Consider the following 15,688-nt stretch of genomic DNA (forward strand, 5'->3'; position numbering starts at 1 on the left):
TTTACGCAACGCGGCTGAGTTTCGCAGTTTCACCCTTCAGGCGAGGTGTGACTGTGTTGGTGTACCATTCGAGGAACTGCATCACGCCCCCTTCATGCTCGACCGAATAAGGACCGGGCTGATAAGCGGGTGAGCGGATGCCGACCGCATTTTCTTCCACAATCTGACGATCCTGATCATTGGTCTGAAGCCAGACATGGGTCAGTTCATTGAGATCATAATCAACGCCTTCAACCGCATCCTTGTGAACGAGCCATTTGGTTGTCACCATGGTCTCTTCGGCGCTGATCGGCAGCACGCGGAAAGAGATAGCGTGGTCGGCCATCAGATGGTTCCACGTGGATGGATAATTGAAGAGCAGCATTGCGCCGATATTGGTGTTACCAGCAACCTTATCGCTCAGTGGCTTTTTGACTGCCGGCTTGCCCGACATGGTGTAGCTTACAGCATCGCGCAAGAGTGGAATGCGGGTGATGCGATAGCGGCCATCGTCCGACATGGTGAATTGGGCTGGCAAACCGATCGTTGCGCAGTTCTTCCAGAGCTGGTTGATTTCCGGGTCTTCCATAACGCCCTGCACGCCGGTAGCACTCGGTGCTTCTGGATAGGTGCGGCAAAGCTCCGGGTGGTTGGCCGCACAGTGATAGCACTCACGGTTGTTTTCCCACACGAGCTTCCAGTTGCCCTTCTCGATAATTGAGCTTTCAAAGGCGACCTTGGCTTCCTTGATGTTATGCGGGGCGAGATAAGGCTCAACGAGACTGCGGAAGCTGTTGAAATCCGGTGCTTCATCAGCAACGCAGATATAGATATAACCAGCGACGCTCTCGCAATGAACCTGTTTCAAACCATAGTCGGCGGGCTTGAAATCCGGACCGACCTGACGCGCAAAGAGAAGGCGACCATCAAGTTCATAGGTCCACTGATGATAAGGGCAGACGAGTTTTGCTGCAGTGCCTTTTTCGGCAGAACAGATGCGTGAACCGCGATGACGGCAGGAATTGTGAAACGCGCGGATGCCACCCTGTGCATCGCGCACGATCACGACCGGATAGGCACCCACCTGAACGGTCATATAAGAACCGGTTTTGGGTAGCTCGCAATCGTGGCCGACAAACAGCCAGTCGCGATAGAAGACGTTTTCCAAGTCCAGCTTGTAAAAATCGGGATCCGTGTAAAACTTCTGCTCAAGGCTGAAATTTGGGTCGCGCCCGGTCAAAAGCCCCAGCATTTCGTTGCGAACGTCCATAGTATTGAACCCTCTGTGTCCATCATCATGAGCCTGCAGGCGCTGTTCTCTCAGCGACGCATGCCCGGCGGAATGTTCCCGTTGTCTTCTGGAAGCACAGCTTTTCCCATTATCTCAATGGCTTGCCTGCTCATGCGATCATGTTCAAACTGACTTCCGTTGTCATGATTCAATCATTGAAATGTTCTAAACGCGCATTGGGATGCGACATGATTTTCGCGTAAAGACGACACGTCAAAATGACGCGCAGCAGTTTGCAAATGTGTGGGGTGTGTGCGTGTGGGATTGCCAAGAGCACTCAAAGGCAGTTACCAAACTGCGAAATATATCCGGTTTCATTCTATGGGAGGCTTAGAGGCCATGAAACGTTCTGAAGTTAACGAGATTATCCGCGAAAGCGACGCTTTCATTCGTTCTTTTGGTTACGTCATGCCTCCCTTCGCTTACTGGTCGCCCGAAGAGTTGAAAACGCGCACTTCAAGCGACGCAAAGGCCATTCGCGATGGGCGTCTTGGCTGGGACATTACGGATTACGGTCAGGGCAAATTTGCTGATCTTGGATTGTTTTTGTTCACGACGCGCAATGGCAATGCTGAAGACCTCAAGCGCGGCGGTGGAATGCTCTATGCTGAAAAGATCATGATCTCGCGCAAGAATCAGATTTCGCCGATGCATCGCCATGTGGTCAAAGCAGAAGACATCATCAATCGCGGTGGTGGTACGCTGGTTCTCGAACTCTTCAATTCGCGCGCGGATGGCAGCGTTGATGAAGAAACGGATGTAACGGTTGCCACCGATGGCCGCCTTGTGACGCAAAAGGCTGGTGCGCATCTCAAGCTCAGCCCTGGCGAAAGTGTCACGCTTTTGCCGGGTAACTGGCACGCGTTCTGGGGTGAGGGGGGCGACGTGCTGATCGGAGAAGTTTCGACCGTCAACGACGACCTGACGGATAATATTTTCCGCGAGCCGATCGGACGTTTTTCCAATATTGAGGAAAATGAACAGCCACGGCACCTTTTGGTGTCAGACTATGATAAATGGCTCTGAGCTCAACTAAAGGACTGAACATATGAAGCTGGCGATGATCGGAACGGGCTATGTGGGTCTGGTGTCGGGTGTGTGTTTTGCCGAATTCGGCTTTCACGTCACCTGTGTCGACAAGAATCCGTCTATCATCGAGCGGCTCACTGCGGGCAAGGTTACGATTTTCGAACCGGGGCTTGATGAGCTTATGGGTCGTAATATTCGTGACGGTCGGCTTGAATTCAGTACCGATTTGGCGACAAGCGTCGCCGATGCCGATGTGATCCTGATCGCCGTTGGCACTCCGTCACGGCGCGGCGATGGCGAGGCTGATTTGCAATATATTGAAGCTGCTGCCGATGAAATTGCCGCCGCTATGAAGCCGGGAGCGGTGGTTGTCATTAAGTCGACAGTCGTTGTCGGCACCAATGCGCGCATTCGTGATCGCATTGCGGCTGCGCGTCCGGGTGTTGAATTCTCTATGGTTTCAAATCCGGAATTCCTGCGCGAAGGCTCGGCAATTGAAGATTTTATGCGGCCTGATCGCGTCGTCGTCGGCGTTGATGATGAGCGTGGCAAGGCGGCCATGCAGCGGCTTTACCGGCCGCTTTATATACGTGAAACGCCAATGGTGATCACGTCGCTGGAAAATGCTGAAATCATCAAATATGCCGCCAATGCCTTTCTTGCGATGAAGGTCACGTTCATCAATCAGGTGGCCGACCTTTGCGAAAAGACGGGTGGTAACGTGCAGGAAGTTGCGCGTGCCATCGGCATGGATAATCGCATTGGCTCAAAATTTCTGCATGCGGGGCCGGGCTTTGGCGGCTCGTGTTTTCCAAAAGATACACGTGCCTTTGCCGCGACCGGCAAGAAATATGGCGCACCGCAGTCGCTGATCGAAGAAGTGATTGCAGTCAATGAGGCGCGCAAGCAATCAATGGCAGAGCGTATCGTTGCCGCGGCCCATGAGAGCGGAACGAAGACTGTTGCGGTGTTGGGGGTCGCTTTCAAGCCGAATACAGATGATATTCGTGAATCGCCATCGCTGGATATTATTGCAGCGATTCAGAAGGCGGGTATTACCGTGCGCGCGCACGATCCTGAGGCAATGGATGCTGCAAGATCCGTATTGCCCGATGTGGTCTGGTGCGGCTCTGCCTATGAGGCCGCAGAAGGTGCAGGCGTTGTAGCGCTGCTGACCGAATGGAATGCCTACCGCGCCCTCGATCTGAAGCGATTGCGCGGTGTGATGGATGGTAATGTTTTGATTGATCTGCGTAATGTCTATAAAGCCGAAGACATTGCTGAGACGGGGCTTGATTATCGCTCAGTGGGACGGACGTCGAAAATCCAGTCGCTATCTGCAAAAGCCCATTAATTTGCTGCCCTAAGCCTCTTTTTCTCATTCGCAATCAGCCAAAGGTTGCGAATGTAGACAATCAGGCCGAAGCCTTGGCCTGCGATAAAGACTGGATCCTTGCGCTGAATTGCGTAAATGAGCAGCAAAACGCCGCCGACCAGCGAAAAGAACCAGAAAGCCACAGGCATTACGCTTTTTTTGGCCTTTTCAGATGCCAGCCACTGCACGACAAAGCGCATTGTGAAGCAGGCCTGCGCAACGAAGCCCAGAATGATCCAGCCGTCCCACTGCGCCACGAATACATCATGAAGCCATTGGACCACGCTGCTAAAAATATCAGTCATGGGTGATCTCCGTCACGCGTGGCACAACCTTGCGACGCTTGCGCAACCACCATACGCCATAAAGGTCGAGAATACCGCGCAGACCTCTGTCGAGAATACCGTAATTGGATTTGCCGTGACGCCGTTCGCGGTCGGTGACGTCGATATGCACGACATCAAAGCCCTCACGCAGCGCAAGCGCTGGCAGATAACGGTGCCAGCCGTCAAAAAATGGCAGTTGGCGGAATAGATCGGTGTGCAAGGCTTTCAGTCCACAACCGGAATCGCGCGTCTTGTCTTTCAGGATCGCGCCGCGCAGATTGTTGGCAAAGCGCGAAGAAAGCTGCTTGAGCTTGGTATCCGTGCGCTTGAGGCGCTGACCGGCGGCGATACCAAAAGCGGGGCCAGCATTGATCAAAGCATCTGCGAGCGCTGGCAGATAGGCCGGGTTGTTCTGCCCATCGCCATCCATTGTCACAACAATCTGGCCGCGGGCCGCGAAAACGCCGGATCGCAAAGCAGCGCTTTGCCCGGAGGAGCGATCATGACGGATATGGCGCAGCGGCTTGCCTGCATGGATGCGGCCTGCCAGTACATCGCTGGTGGAATCTGTCGAGCCATCGTCAACGACAATCACTTCATACGCGCGGCCCAGCATGGCGCTGTCAACCTCATCAAGCAGGAAAGCAAGGTTGTCAGCTTCATTGCGACAGGGGATGACCACTGAAATCGTTGGTGTTGCCAAGCGGAGTTTCCTTCATTCCTTGCGCATTTTCCGTCAAATCGTTGCTAATATCTCAGTCTAGGGGCCCTGTGGCGCGCAAGGCGGGCTCCATAACATTGATTGCCGGGTAAACCAAGCGTTTCAAAAAATTGTGAGCTAGACTGGATATTTGTGTGCGCCGCTTTTACTCTGAGATGGGGGAAGACGGAAGTACCTCTGCGAGCCAATCCAGAAAATTTTGCGTCACGTCATCCCGGTTGATGTCGTTCAGACCTTCATGACGGGTTTCAGGATAGAGAGTGCAGGTAATATTCTTAAAGCCCATGGCTTTCATCCTGTCAGCCAGTTTGCGCGTGGCTTTGGCTTTGTCGGTTGCAGGGTCCTGCATGCCGCCAACGAGGTTGAATGGCAGCTCTTTGCGCATATTTGCAAAATGACTGTTTGTCGCTCCCGTTTTCATCATGCGGAATATGTCGATCCACAATGCAATGGTTGGATCAAAGCCACAGAGCGGATCACGGATATAGGCTTCGACCTCAGCCGGATCGCGAGACAGCCAGTCGAAAGCGGTCCGATGGTCGGGAACGGCGTTTCCCCACGCCCGGAACGTCAGTTTCGGCAAGATCGTGCTTGGAACGTCGGAGCCTTTCAACATGCGCTCTGCATAAAGGATTGCTTTTGCGACACTATTCTCAATGCCGCCATTGAAATTAGAGTTCCAGACGGCAACTGCATCAATCGTATCCGAATGCGCAAGCGCGTAATTCAGCGCGATCAAGCCCCCCATGGAGTGCCCAAATAATACCACCGGCACGCCGGGATGCGCTGCATGAATATGATAGTTGAGTGCCAGAACATCCCCGATAGCCACTCTGTCGCCGTCTTTGGGCGCAAACATTCCTCGTGGCGCATGGAAGCCAATATTGGCGCCGTGCCCACGATGATCATGGGCGTAAACATGATAGCCCGCCTGATTGAGCGCTTCGGTGAAGCGCGCATAACGAGCGGAATGTTCGGCCAATCCATGGCAGATTTGTATGGCGGCTTTTGGCCGGGCAGCCAGCGCCTCCCGATATGGGAGTTCGGTTCCGTCTGAGAGCTGCAAGCGTTTGATGGTTTGAAATGTCATCAGGTCATCAGAATTTATGCCGCGCAAATAGTCAAATTCTCTTTTGGTGGTGTCGTTTAAAAAGGCATCCAGAGGTTGAATGAACTAATTTTAGGCATTTACAATTTTCGAGTAAATTTCGCTTGAAAACCGCAAAATCCTAGGCAAATCTGTCCTAATCAGGGGATGTGGGCTGGGTTTTGAAGAGAATTCAGAGGCGTCGAATTTCAGTCTTTAAGGCATAACTAGCAGGCCGTTCGGTGAAAGGGAGGATACTTTCCCGAGTGGTGGCCAGAGGGGAAACCGGGTGACGGAAATATCCGCGCCCGGTTTCATTTTATTCAAGCACATTTCCATGTCGACTTTGCGCGATGATATTTGCTTCCGCGCGCTATTTCGCCTACATACCCAGCAGAATTTTTCCTTGCGGTTCGGCAAATGGCCGTTCACGCTCTCTAACTCGTGGAGACGACGCGCTTTATGGCACGCCAATTCATTTATCATATGTCCGGGCTGAACAAGGCCTACGGTGCAAAGAAGGTTATCGAAAACCTTCATCTGTCATTCTATCCAGATGCGAAGATCGGTATCCTTGGTCCAAATGGTGCCGGTAAATCGACGATCCTCAAGATCATGGCTGGTCTCGACAAGGATTATACGGGTGAGGCCTGGCTCGCTGAGGGTGCAACGTGCGGCTATCTCGCGCAGGAACCGCATCTTGATCCGGAAAAAAACGTTCTTGGCAATGTGATGGAAGGTGTGGCCGCGAAGACGGCTATTCTCGACCGTTACAACGAGCTGATGATGAATTATTCCGACGAAACCGCCGACGAAGGCGCAGCACTTCAGGATGTCATCGACAGCCAGAATCTGTGGGATCTGGATAGTCAGGTTGAAATGGCGATGGAAGCATTGCGCTGCCCGCCAGCGGATGCCGATGTTACAACTCTCTCTGGTGGTGAGCGTCGCCGTGTTGCGCTTTGCAAGCTGCTTCTGTCAAAGCCTGATCTGCTGCTGCTTGACGAACCGACCAACCACCTTGACGCTGAAACCACTGCTTGGCTGGAAAAGCACTTACGTGAATATGAAGGCGCAGTTCTTCTCATCACGCACGATCGCTACTTCCTTGACAATGTGACAGGCTGGATTCTCGAACTCGATCGCGGTCGCGGCATTCCTTACGAAGGCAACTACTCTGCCTATCTGGAAGCGAAGTCCAAGCGCATGATTCAGGAAGGTCGTGAAGAAGATTCACGTCAGAAGGCCCTTGAGCGTGAGCGTCAGTGGATTGCTGCGAGCCCGAAGGCGCGTCAGTCGAAGTCCAAGGCTCGTATCAAGGCCTATGACCAGCTCGTTGAAGCTGCCAACAATCAGCGTCCGGGCGATGCCCAGATTCTGATCCCGGCAGGCGAGCGTCTTGGTCAGGTGGTTATTGAAGCTGAAGGTCTGACCAAATCGTTTGGCGACCGTATGCTGATTGAAAACCTCACTTTCAAGCTGCCTCCAGGTGGTATCGTTGGTGTTATCGGTCCAAACGGTGCTGGTAAGTCGACGCTGTTCAAGATGATCACTGGTCAGGAAAAGCCGGATTCCGGTTCAATCCGCATCGGTGACACAGTTCATCTTGGTTATGTCGATCAGAGCCGCGATCATCTCGACCCGAACAAGAATGTCTGGGAAGAAATTTCCGGCGGCAACGATATTATCAAGCTTGGCAAGTTTGAAATGAATTCCCGCGCTTATTGCGGCGCGTTCAATTTCAAGGGCGGCGATCAGCAGGCCAAGGTTGGTAATCTGTCCGGCGGTCAGCGCAACCGTGTGCATCTTGCCAAGATGTTGCAGGCTGGCGGGAACGTTCTGCTGCTCGACGAACCGACCAACGATCTCGATACGGAAACGCTGGCAGCGCTCGAAGATGCGCTCGAAAAATACGCTGGCTGCGCTGTTATCATCTCCCACGATCGTATGTTCCTTGATCGTCTGGCAACGCATATTCTGGCATTCGAAGGCGACAGCCATGTCGAATGGTTCGAAGGTAACTTCGAAGATTATGAAGCGGATAAGGTTCGTCGTCTCGGACCCGAAAGCGTCAATCCAAAGCGGGTGACTTACAAGCCGCTGACACGCTAAAAACTCAAAGGCCGGTGCATCGCACCGGCCTTTTTGCTGTATGGAGTTTGCAAATGAAAGACTGGTCCGCAAAGCAATATTTGAAGTTTGAAGATGAACGGAGCCGTCCTGCGGCTGATCTTCTTGCGCAGATTAAAATCGATAACCCGCGCAAGGTGGTCGATATTGGTTGCGGTCCGGGAAATTCTACCGGGCTTCTGGTTAATCGCTGGCCCAGCGCGCATGTTTCCGGCTTTGATACCTCGCCGGATATGATCGAAAAGGCGAGAGCGCGTCTCCCAGAGGTCGAGTTTTCGGTCGCTGATGCAACGCGTTACGCGCCGGATGCGCAGACGGATGTGCTGTTTTCCAATGCGGTCTTTCAGTGGTTTGCTGATCCCGTTGCTGAAATGAGACGGCTTGTATCGCTTTTGCAGCCTGGTGCCTTTCTGGCAGTTCAGATGCCCGACAATATGATGGAGCCAGTGCATGTGGCCATGCGGGAGGTTGCGCAATCGAAAGCCTTCAATGATAAAATTGGCAGGACAGGAAGAGCGCCTCTGCCGCCTGTGTCAGAATTTTACAATGCCTTTGCAGGGCAGGTGTCGCGCATCGATATCTGGCACACGATTTATAATCACCCGCTGGAAAGCGTTGATACGATTGTTGAATGGGTGAAGGCAGCTGGTCTGCGCCCGTTTCTCGATCCACTGGATGCTGCGGAGCAAAGCCAGTATCTGAGTGCGTATAAATCAGCGATCAACAAGCACTACCCGGAAATCAAGGATGGCCGGGTTCTGCTGCGTTTTCCGCGTCTGTTCGTTGTTGTGCAGAAATAGGCACGCGGATTTTACAGATCGACCTTTTCGTCTTCATCTGCGGTAACGAGCCGTGTGGCGCGCCATTCGGTCAGCTTTTTATTGATCTCATCAAGCACAAAGAAACGTGCTGAATCTTTGTCGTAACCGTCATCACGCAGCGCGTCATAGTCGGTATGGGCATGGCGGACATGCGCCACTGTTGCCAGCCATACTGCAATTGAAGGCGGGAGCGATTTCATATGCGGCGCAAGGGCTGCCGCACGAATTGGTTCTGAATCCGAATAAGGAACCGCAGGAAGCAAAAGCGTAAGCGATTTTGCAACAGCCTTCTGGCGTTCTGTGCTTGCACCCATGGCGGTCATCCTTTCCTGCTTGCAGCAAGATTCGATGTAATCATAACCCACCTGTCATTCTGCTCAAACGGCTACGCGAACACTATGACAGTTTTGCTGTGTATGGGATCGTGAAAACTGCTTGCACCGCAAATGAATTTCACATAAACATATCTTTATATGTTTAGCGATGTGGAGATTGCGAATTGCGCTTGCAGCTCGATCAGATGGTGGATGTTTTAAAAGCAGTGGCTGAACCGAGCCGTCTGCGCATCCTTGCGCTTCTTTCGAGGGGCGATTTGACTGTTTCGGACCTGACTGCAATCCTTGGCCAGTCGCAGCCGCGCGTGTCGCGCCATCTTAAGCTGCTTGGCGAAGCTGATCTGATCGATCGCTATCAGGAAGGTGCCTGGGCCTATTTCCGACTTTCGGATAATGCAGTTTGCGGCGAGGTTGCGCGCAATCTTTTGTTGAAACTTGATGCTGCGGATACGCTTATTGAACGCGATCTGGAGCGCCTCTCACAGGTCAAATCCAATCGTCAGGAAAAGGCTGCGGCCTATTTCAGTGCCAATGCTGGCAGTTGGGATGAAATCCGTAAGCTGCATGTTCCTGAAAATGCGGTTGAAGCAGCACTCAAAACCATTGTGGGCGACAAACCGTTTCAGTCTATGCTTGATGTCGGCACGGGTACTGGCCGTCTGCTGGAGCTGTTCTCACCGCTTTATGCGCGTGGTCTTGGCATCGATATCAATCGTGACATGCTTGCCGTGGCGCGAGCCAATCTTGATCTCGGATCGGTGAACAATGCGCAGGTAAGGCAGGGCGATGTTTATGCATTGCCTGTCGAGCGCGAGAATTTCGACTTGGTGACAATCCATCAGGTGCTGCATTTTCTTGATGATCCTTTGGCTGCAATCCGCGAGGCGGCGCGTGCGCTGCGTCCGGGTGGAAGGCTGCTGATTGTCGATTTTGCTCCGCATAAACTTGAGTTTCTGCGCGAAGACCATGCGCATTTGCGGCTTGGGTTTAGCGATGAGCAGATGCTGGGCTGGATGAAAGAAGCCGGGCTTGAGCCTGCAGAAACGCGCACCCTGGGGCCGAAGGTTGCCAATGGTGACGATGGATTGACAGTCAAGCTGTGGCTTGGCCGCGACCCACGCCTGCTGATCGCCGATCCGGCACCACAGAATATAAGCATGACGGAGACAGTTTAATGGGCTTTTACGGTCTTTCACGCCGATCTGACATCGGCCAGACCACACGGGTATCGTTTGAATTCTTTCCGCCCAAGTCGGAAGACATGGAACAGCGCCTGTGGGAAACGGTAACGCGGCTTGCGCCGCTCAAGCCGGAATTTGTCTCCGTGACTTACGGTGCGGGCGGGTCGACGCGGGAGCGCACGATCCGCACGGTTGCGCGCATTCTGAAAGAGACGGATATCAAGCCTGCGGCCCATCTCACCTGTGTGGATGCGACCCGCGAGGAGGTTGATCGTGTTGCGCAGGAATTCGCAGAACTTGGTGTTAATCGCTTTGTAGCGTTGCGTGGCGATCCGGCCGCCGGTATTGGTGAGAAATATGTTCCCACACCGGGCGGCTATCAGAATGGCGCCGAGCTGGTTGGCGGTTTACGCAAGCTTGCCGATTTCGATATTTCGGTTTCGGCCTATCCGGAAAAGCATCCCGAAAGCCCGGATTTCGCCACAGATATCGATATGCTCAAGCGTAAGGTCGACAATGGCGCAACGCGCGCCATCACGCAGTTCTTCTTCGATAATGATCTTTATGAGCGTTATGTCGAACGCGTGCGCCGTGCGGGCATCTATATTCCGATTGTTCCGGGTGTTCTGCCCGTGCATAATTTCAAGCAGGTTCGCAATTTTTGTGCACGTTCTGCAACGCATATTCCGACATGGCTGGCGGAGCGCTTCGATGGTCTGGAAAACGATGCGCAGACACACCAGCTTGTTGCAGCCGCCATTGCTGCCGAACAGGTGATGGATCTGATCGAGCGTGGCGTGCAGGATTTCCATTTCTACACGATGAACAGGGCTGATCTTCCTTATGCCATCTGCCACATGATTGGCATTCGGCCTAAAACAGAAACTTCATTGCAAGTGGCCTGAAACGTGAAAAGCCCGGTTTAAAACCGGGCTTTTCTTTCAGATGAGAAGAATTGATTTATCCTCAAAACCAAGGTCTTCTAATGGCTTAGGCTATTCCTAATCAGGGAATGACGCCTGCTATCAACGCTGCAACAAATGCAAATGCTGCACAGATCATGAGGACATTCAAAGATCGCGTGAGTCCCATTGGTCTGTCTCCTTTTATGCATCCGACGAGGTCGAATGCGCGCTGGTAGAGATCCTGAATCTAAGCGCAAAAGGCCTTAAACAAAAGAACATTTCTCGCTGCAATATGTGGTGATCGTGGAAAAAACCTTCTGTTTACCACCTAAGTCATTGAAATTTTTAACTGTAAAAGTTTGTTCACATTTCATGAAAATGCCACGAAACCGCCAATTTTGGAGGTGGCTTTGACCCAGTGTCGGGTATGTTTTAGCTGATAAAGGCAAGGAAAACGGACAGAGTCACGACCGAAATCGTTGTCGAATAGAGAATGACATTCGACGTAATTGCGGCCTCACGACGATAATGTTCGGCCAGCATGAAGGGACCGGTGCCAGCGGGCAGGGCTGCCAGCAAGGTCACACTCTGTGCCAGATGTGATGGCAGTTGAAACACATAAACAGCAAGCAGCCATGTGGCGAGCGGCATGACCACCAGCTTGACCGAAACAAGAAAAGCGATGGCATTGATGCTTTCGCGCTCAATCTTTCGCGGCTGGGCAAGGAAAAGCCCGAGTGCAACAAGTGCGCATGGAGAGGCAGCACCGCCTAACATCTTCAGAAATGTTTCAGCAGGTGCGGGAATGGCAAAGCCGGTTACAGGCACCAGCATTCCGAGGAACGGTGCGACGAGTAACGGATTGCGGATCAGCGAGTGCGTAACCTTCCGGGCAAGATGAAGCGGCTTCTTCTCGGTTTGCAGGCCTATTTCGATCAGAACAATGGCAAAAGCGAAGGTCACGCAAACGGTGATGATGATGGTGATCGTGGTCGCAGCGAGAACGCCTGAACCAAATGCAATCATCGAAAGCGGAATGCCCATATAGCCTGTATTGGGATAGGCGGCGTTAAGGCCATCGATGGCGCTGTCTGCAAGCGGCTGTTTACCGCGCAGGCGGATGATGAAGGGCAGGGCAAAGGCCACGGCGCTGCCAAGCAGAAAAGCGCCGATGAAGCCCGGTTGCCACAAATCGCCGCCATGCGTATTGGCCATGATGTCGAAAAGCAGGGCGGGCAGTGCGAGATAGACGACGAAGCGGTTGAGTTCTGCAATTGCATGTGGGCCTAATATTTTTAGCCTGAACGCCAGCCAACCTGAGAAAATCAGGGCAAACACGGGCAGGACGACGATCAGGGTTGAGAGCATGGCGACCAGCGTGATTGCAAAAGTTGAAAGGCGCGGAGATTGTCCGCGCCTTTGATTTATTCTGAAATTATAGCTTTTCGAGCAGTTCAGGTGTTGGCCAGGAATCGGCAGGCATTCCAAGACGCAATTGCTCGGTACGGACCGCATCGCGGGTTAACACACCGAAGACGCCATCAATCTTGCCCATATCATAGCCACGCGCCTGAAGCTTGGTCTGGAGTTCCTTCATCTGGTCCTGTGTCAGGCCCTGATCGGGGTTGCCGGGATTGAAGGCTGGCGCACCTGCAAGGCGGGTGGCGAAATAAGCAGCGGTCGTCGCATAAACGATCGACTTGTTCCATTCCACGAAAACATCGAAGTTTGCATAAGACAGGAAGGCAGGTCCCTTGCGGCCCAGTGGCAGCAACAGCGATGCATCGCCATCATCAGGGCCAAGCGGTCCATTAAGCCCGACTACACCTTGTTCTGCCCACCATGAATGCGGCTTGCGATTGGTGCGGATGGATTCTTCCCATGGCAGATCTTTGGTGATGCGTACTTCTTCGAGCCAAGGCTCGCCACGCTTCCAGCCGAGTTCGGAAATCATCCGGCCAGCGGTCATCATCGCGTCAGGAACGCTGTTCTTGAGATCGACCTTGCCATCGCCGTCACCGTCGACGCCGCGTTCAAGATAATCCTTCGGCAGAAGCTGCATCATGCCGATTTCACCGGCCCATGCGCCTGTTGTCGCCGCATCGACAACGCCGGTGTCGAAAAGCTTGAGAAGGGCGATCAGCTGCGGACGAAAGAGTTCCGGGCGGCGGCAATCGTAAGAAAGTGTCACAAGCGCGTTCAGCGTATCGAAATCGCCCTGAATGGCACCATAATCGGTTTCGAGCCCCCAAAAGGCTGCAAGCACCGGACCCGGCACGCCATACGTGTCTTCGACCTTCTTGAAAACATCGGCATATTTGACGAGGTTATTCTGGCCGTTCTTCAGGCGCGCTTCAGAAATCAGGCGCTTCGAGAATTCGGTGAATGTCAGGTTGAAGACCGTCTGTTTGCGGTCACGGTCGAGAACTTTCTGTTCAAGCGAGGCCTTGTGCAGTTCGGCAATGCCCTTTTCACCCACGCCTGCTGCGCGCGCTTCCTTGGTCAGATTATCCATCCACTGACCATAATCGATCTCGCATTCCGGCTTAGGCAGATTGGCCGCATTGGTTGCAGCATCTGGACCCGGAGAGGCGAGCGCAGGCGAAATTGCAGTTGATGCCAGTAAAGCGGCAGCCATCACTGAAGCGATAAGTTTCATCGAGAGAACTCACAATTAAAAGAGAAAGAACTTCCCCATTTATTTCCAAAATCTAAAGCATCGGCCCAAAAATCGAAATCGTTTTTGGAAAGCTCTATGCTTAAATTCAATAATGTAGAGCGTCCTTTGTGCGTCCAACCGGACGCACGCCGCTCTAGTGCCTCATCACGTCATGGAAATGAAGCGAAACTTAGTATGCGCTCTCATTTGATGCCGAGTTAACGGACCTTGTTGCTTTCCAGCCACTTTTTCCAGGCGCTGGCGCTGCCCGCAAACACGTTGATATCTGCATCACCCTTGATACCCGGAATGGTGCCGGTGCCGGTATATTGCCAGAAGGTCCACGGATGCGGCCCATATTTTTCCGTTGGATGGCCCGCAGTTGAGCGCAGCCAGAATGGATAACCGTGCAGCTGATTGAGATTATTCTCATCAAAGAAATCGACGGTCGTGTAGATGATGGGACGCTTACCGTAATGTTTTTCAACGGCATTGAGGAAAATCTTCATTTCCTTGCGCACGATGGCTTCGTTCGGCCTCAGCTTACAGGTGGGGGAATGCGCATTCCATTCCATGTCGAGGACAGGGGGTAAGGCATTGGGATCGCGCGGAACATTCTGAATGTACCAACGGGCCTGTTCGATGGCTGGACGGCAGAAATAATAGAAGTGATAGGCACTGCGTGGAATGCCAGCCTGTTTTGCGCCGTTCCAGTGTTCGGCAAAACGATCATCGAGGCGATCACCACCTTCTGTTGCCTTGATAAAGGCAAAGGAAATGCCGCTGCGCCGCACCGCATTCCAGTCGACATCGACCTGATATTTGGAAACATCCGTACCGTGGATCGGATAATGCCATGGAGTGCGCCCAGTCCATTCAAATGGCTTGCGATCATCAAAACGTGGCGCGTTTATGGAACCTGTGGGGCGCGCCATTTGCTGCATCGAACTGCCGGATTTTTTAACATCGGCAAAATCGTAGTCGACTGTGGTGCAGCCGGCCAGAAGTAACATGCCAAGGGCTAGAATGCTGCGGTTGGCCATACGGTTCATACAGGGATCCCGTTGTCGCGAATCAATTTTAACAACGGTTACGCGATCCGTGTATCAACGTCATCAGTTATGCTCGCAAAAACTTGCGGGAAATAGATTGTGTTGCGGCGATTGAGAGGGGGAAATTCCCGTTCCCTTATTTTAAAAGCGCGCCCCGAGAGGCCGCTGCGGTGTTTCTGCTCAAGTTGAACCCTTTCGGGTTATCGGCACGCGACGGAAAAATATGGTTACCACTTTGTTATTATGGCGGTTTGTTACCAGTCGTAAGACTAATTGAGAGAACCTTTCCGCATACTCGCCGTTTTGTCCTGTGATGTTGAGAGCGTCGCCAAGCATCACCGGGGACGAAAAAGTGATGTGACGATGTCTTAATAGGGTGATTGGCCGTTAACCGGTCAGGCACGAGAAACAATGCGCGTTGGATCAGTCCCCACAACGCTGTTTTTTTAGGGAAGGATAGCCATCATGAAGAAGTTTTTAATTGCTTCGGTTGCTGCCGTATCGTTTTTGGGGCTTGCAGCATGCAGCGACAATTCCAACGATGCCAGCAAGGCACCGGCATCGCCTTCGCCTGAAGCGCCGGCTGCGCCTGCTAACAATGACACAATGACTCCACCTGCGACCCCACCTGCGACCCCACCTTCGACACCTGCTCCTGCGCCGGCAACGCCAGGTACGACCGGCACGCCGCCTGCAAATTAAGGGGCAGTTCAGTTGATTTTGCGTCAGCTTTGTTTGCTGATAAGTGAATGGCGGTCCGGTTGGCGGACCGCCATTCGCCCCGTAAGGAGCGAAGA

General features: G+C 52.9%; 15 protein-coding genes. 7 read left to right on the forward strand and 8 right to left on the reverse strand.

All coding sequences use genetic code 11. The features are described from left to right. Nucleotide 1 precedes the first annotated feature (1 nt). The gene (locus ABE527_RS05415) at nucleotides 2–1,249 is read right to left on the reverse strand and encodes an aromatic ring-hydroxylating oxygenase subunit alpha (protein WP_265985449.1); all 1,248 of its coding nucleotides are present in this window, start codon (nucleotides 1,247–1,249) and stop codon (nucleotides 2–4) included. Nucleotides 1,250–1,609: 360 nt separating this feature from the next. On the opposite strand from ABE527_RS05415, the gene ABE527_RS05420 reads away from it, so the two are divergent. Together ABE527_RS05420 and ABE527_RS05425 are read left to right on the forward strand one after the other, a co-directional pair. Beyond that, on the forward strand, nucleotides 1,610–2,296 hold the full coding sequence (locus ABE527_RS05420; RefSeq protein ID WP_499696360.1) for a D-lyxose/D-mannose family sugar isomerase: 687 nt from the start codon (nucleotides 1,610–1,612) through the stop codon (nucleotides 2,294–2,296). 22 nt (nucleotides 2,297–2,318) lie between these two features. After that, nucleotides 2,319–3,653, forward strand: coding sequence for a UDP-glucose dehydrogenase family protein (locus tag ABE527_RS05425; RefSeq protein ID WP_396997597.1), 1,335 nt, complete (start codon nucleotides 2,319–2,321; stop codon nucleotides 3,651–3,653). On the opposite strand, the gene ABE527_RS05430 is transcribed toward ABE527_RS05425, so the two are convergent. From ABE527_RS05430 to ABE527_RS05440, 3 genes are all read right to left on the reverse strand, one after another. After that, the gene (locus ABE527_RS05430; RefSeq protein WP_265985446.1) at nucleotides 3,650–3,979 is read right to left on the reverse strand and encodes a lipid-A-disaccharide synthase N-terminal domain-containing protein; all 330 of its coding nucleotides are present in this window, start codon (nucleotides 3,977–3,979) and stop codon (nucleotides 3,650–3,652) included. The two genes, ABE527_RS05425 and ABE527_RS05430, sit on opposite strands and share 4 nt — an antisense overlap. Further along, entirely contained in the window at nucleotides 3,972–4,703 is a 732-nt protein-coding gene (locus ABE527_RS05435) for a glycosyltransferase family 2 protein (RefSeq protein ID WP_265985445.1), read from the reverse strand. Before ABE527_RS05435 ends, ABE527_RS05430 begins: the two co-directional genes overlap by 8 nt. A gap of 163 nt (nucleotides 4,704–4,866) precedes the next feature. After that, nucleotides 4,867–5,811: an alpha/beta fold hydrolase gene (locus ABE527_RS05440; RefSeq protein ID WP_499696361.1), complete on the reverse strand. Its 945-nt coding sequence runs from the start codon at nucleotides 5,809–5,811 to the stop codon at nucleotides 4,867–4,869. Between the two features lie 459 nt (nucleotides 5,812–6,270). On the opposite strand from ABE527_RS05440, the gene ettA reads away from it, so the two are divergent. Next, a complete protein-coding gene (ettA, locus tag ABE527_RS05445) occupies nucleotides 6,271–7,920 on the forward strand; it encodes an energy-dependent translational throttle protein EttA (protein ID WP_396997593.1) in 1,650 nt (549 codons plus the stop codon). A 53-nt stretch (nucleotides 7,921–7,973) separates the two neighbouring features. Then, the gene (tam, locus tag ABE527_RS05450) at nucleotides 7,974–8,738 is read left to right on the forward strand and encodes a trans-aconitate 2-methyltransferase (RefSeq protein ID WP_499696362.1); all 765 of its coding nucleotides are present in this window, start codon (nucleotides 7,974–7,976) and stop codon (nucleotides 8,736–8,738) included. Between the two features lie 11 nt (nucleotides 8,739–8,749). Here tam and ABE527_RS05455 read toward each other — a convergent pair whose 3' ends face one another. After that, on the reverse strand, nucleotides 8,750–9,073 hold the full coding sequence (locus ABE527_RS05455; protein ID WP_265985441.1) for a DUF2293 domain-containing protein: 324 nt from the start codon (nucleotides 9,071–9,073) through the stop codon (nucleotides 8,750–8,752). 206 nt (nucleotides 9,074–9,279) lie between these two features. Here ABE527_RS05455 and ABE527_RS05460 point away from each other — a divergent pair, with 206 nt between their 5' ends. Beyond that, on the forward strand, nucleotides 9,280–10,269 hold the full coding sequence (locus tag ABE527_RS05460) for an ArsR/SmtB family transcription factor (protein ID WP_396997628.1): 990 nt from the start codon (nucleotides 9,280–9,282) through the stop codon (nucleotides 10,267–10,269). Next, entirely contained in the window at nucleotides 10,269–11,180 is a 912-nt protein-coding gene (gene metF, locus ABE527_RS05465) for a methylenetetrahydrofolate reductase [NAD(P)H] (RefSeq protein WP_499696363.1), read from the forward strand. The genes ABE527_RS05460 and metF overlap by 1 nt, the downstream gene beginning before the upstream one ends. Nucleotides 11,181–11,612: 432 nt before the next feature. Here the strand turns inward: metF and ABE527_RS05470 are convergent, their stop codons facing one another. From ABE527_RS05470 to ABE527_RS05480, 3 genes are all read right to left on the reverse strand, one after another. Then, nucleotides 11,613–12,548, reverse strand: a complete 936-nt coding sequence (locus tag ABE527_RS05470) for an AEC family transporter (protein WP_499696364.1) — start codon at nucleotides 12,546–12,548, stop codon at nucleotides 11,613–11,615. A 67-nt stretch (nucleotides 12,549–12,615) separates the two neighbouring features. Then, nucleotides 12,616–13,839, reverse strand: coding sequence for a lytic murein transglycosylase (locus tag ABE527_RS05475; protein WP_396997585.1), 1,224 nt, complete (start codon nucleotides 13,837–13,839; stop codon nucleotides 12,616–12,618). A 218-nt stretch (nucleotides 13,840–14,057) separates the two neighbouring features. Further along, nucleotides 14,058–14,891 (reverse strand): glycoside hydrolase family 25 protein, encoded by an 834-nt coding sequence (locus ABE527_RS05480; protein WP_265985437.1) that lies wholly within the window; start codon nucleotides 14,889–14,891, stop codon nucleotides 14,058–14,060. 465 nt (nucleotides 14,892–15,356) lie between these two features. Here ABE527_RS05480 and ABE527_RS05485 point away from each other — a divergent pair, with 465 nt between their 5' ends. Beyond that, complete coding sequence (locus ABE527_RS05485) at nucleotides 15,357–15,593, forward strand: hypothetical protein (protein ID WP_499696365.1); 237 nt, start codon at nucleotides 15,357–15,359, stop codon at nucleotides 15,591–15,593. Nucleotides 15,594–15,688: the final 95 nt, after the last annotated feature.

Origin of the sequence: Brucella sp. TWI432, from assembly GCF_039674445.1 — a bacterium.
Taxonomy (GTDB): domain Bacteria; phylum Pseudomonadota; class Alphaproteobacteria; order Rhizobiales; family Rhizobiaceae; genus Brucella; species Brucella chromiisoli.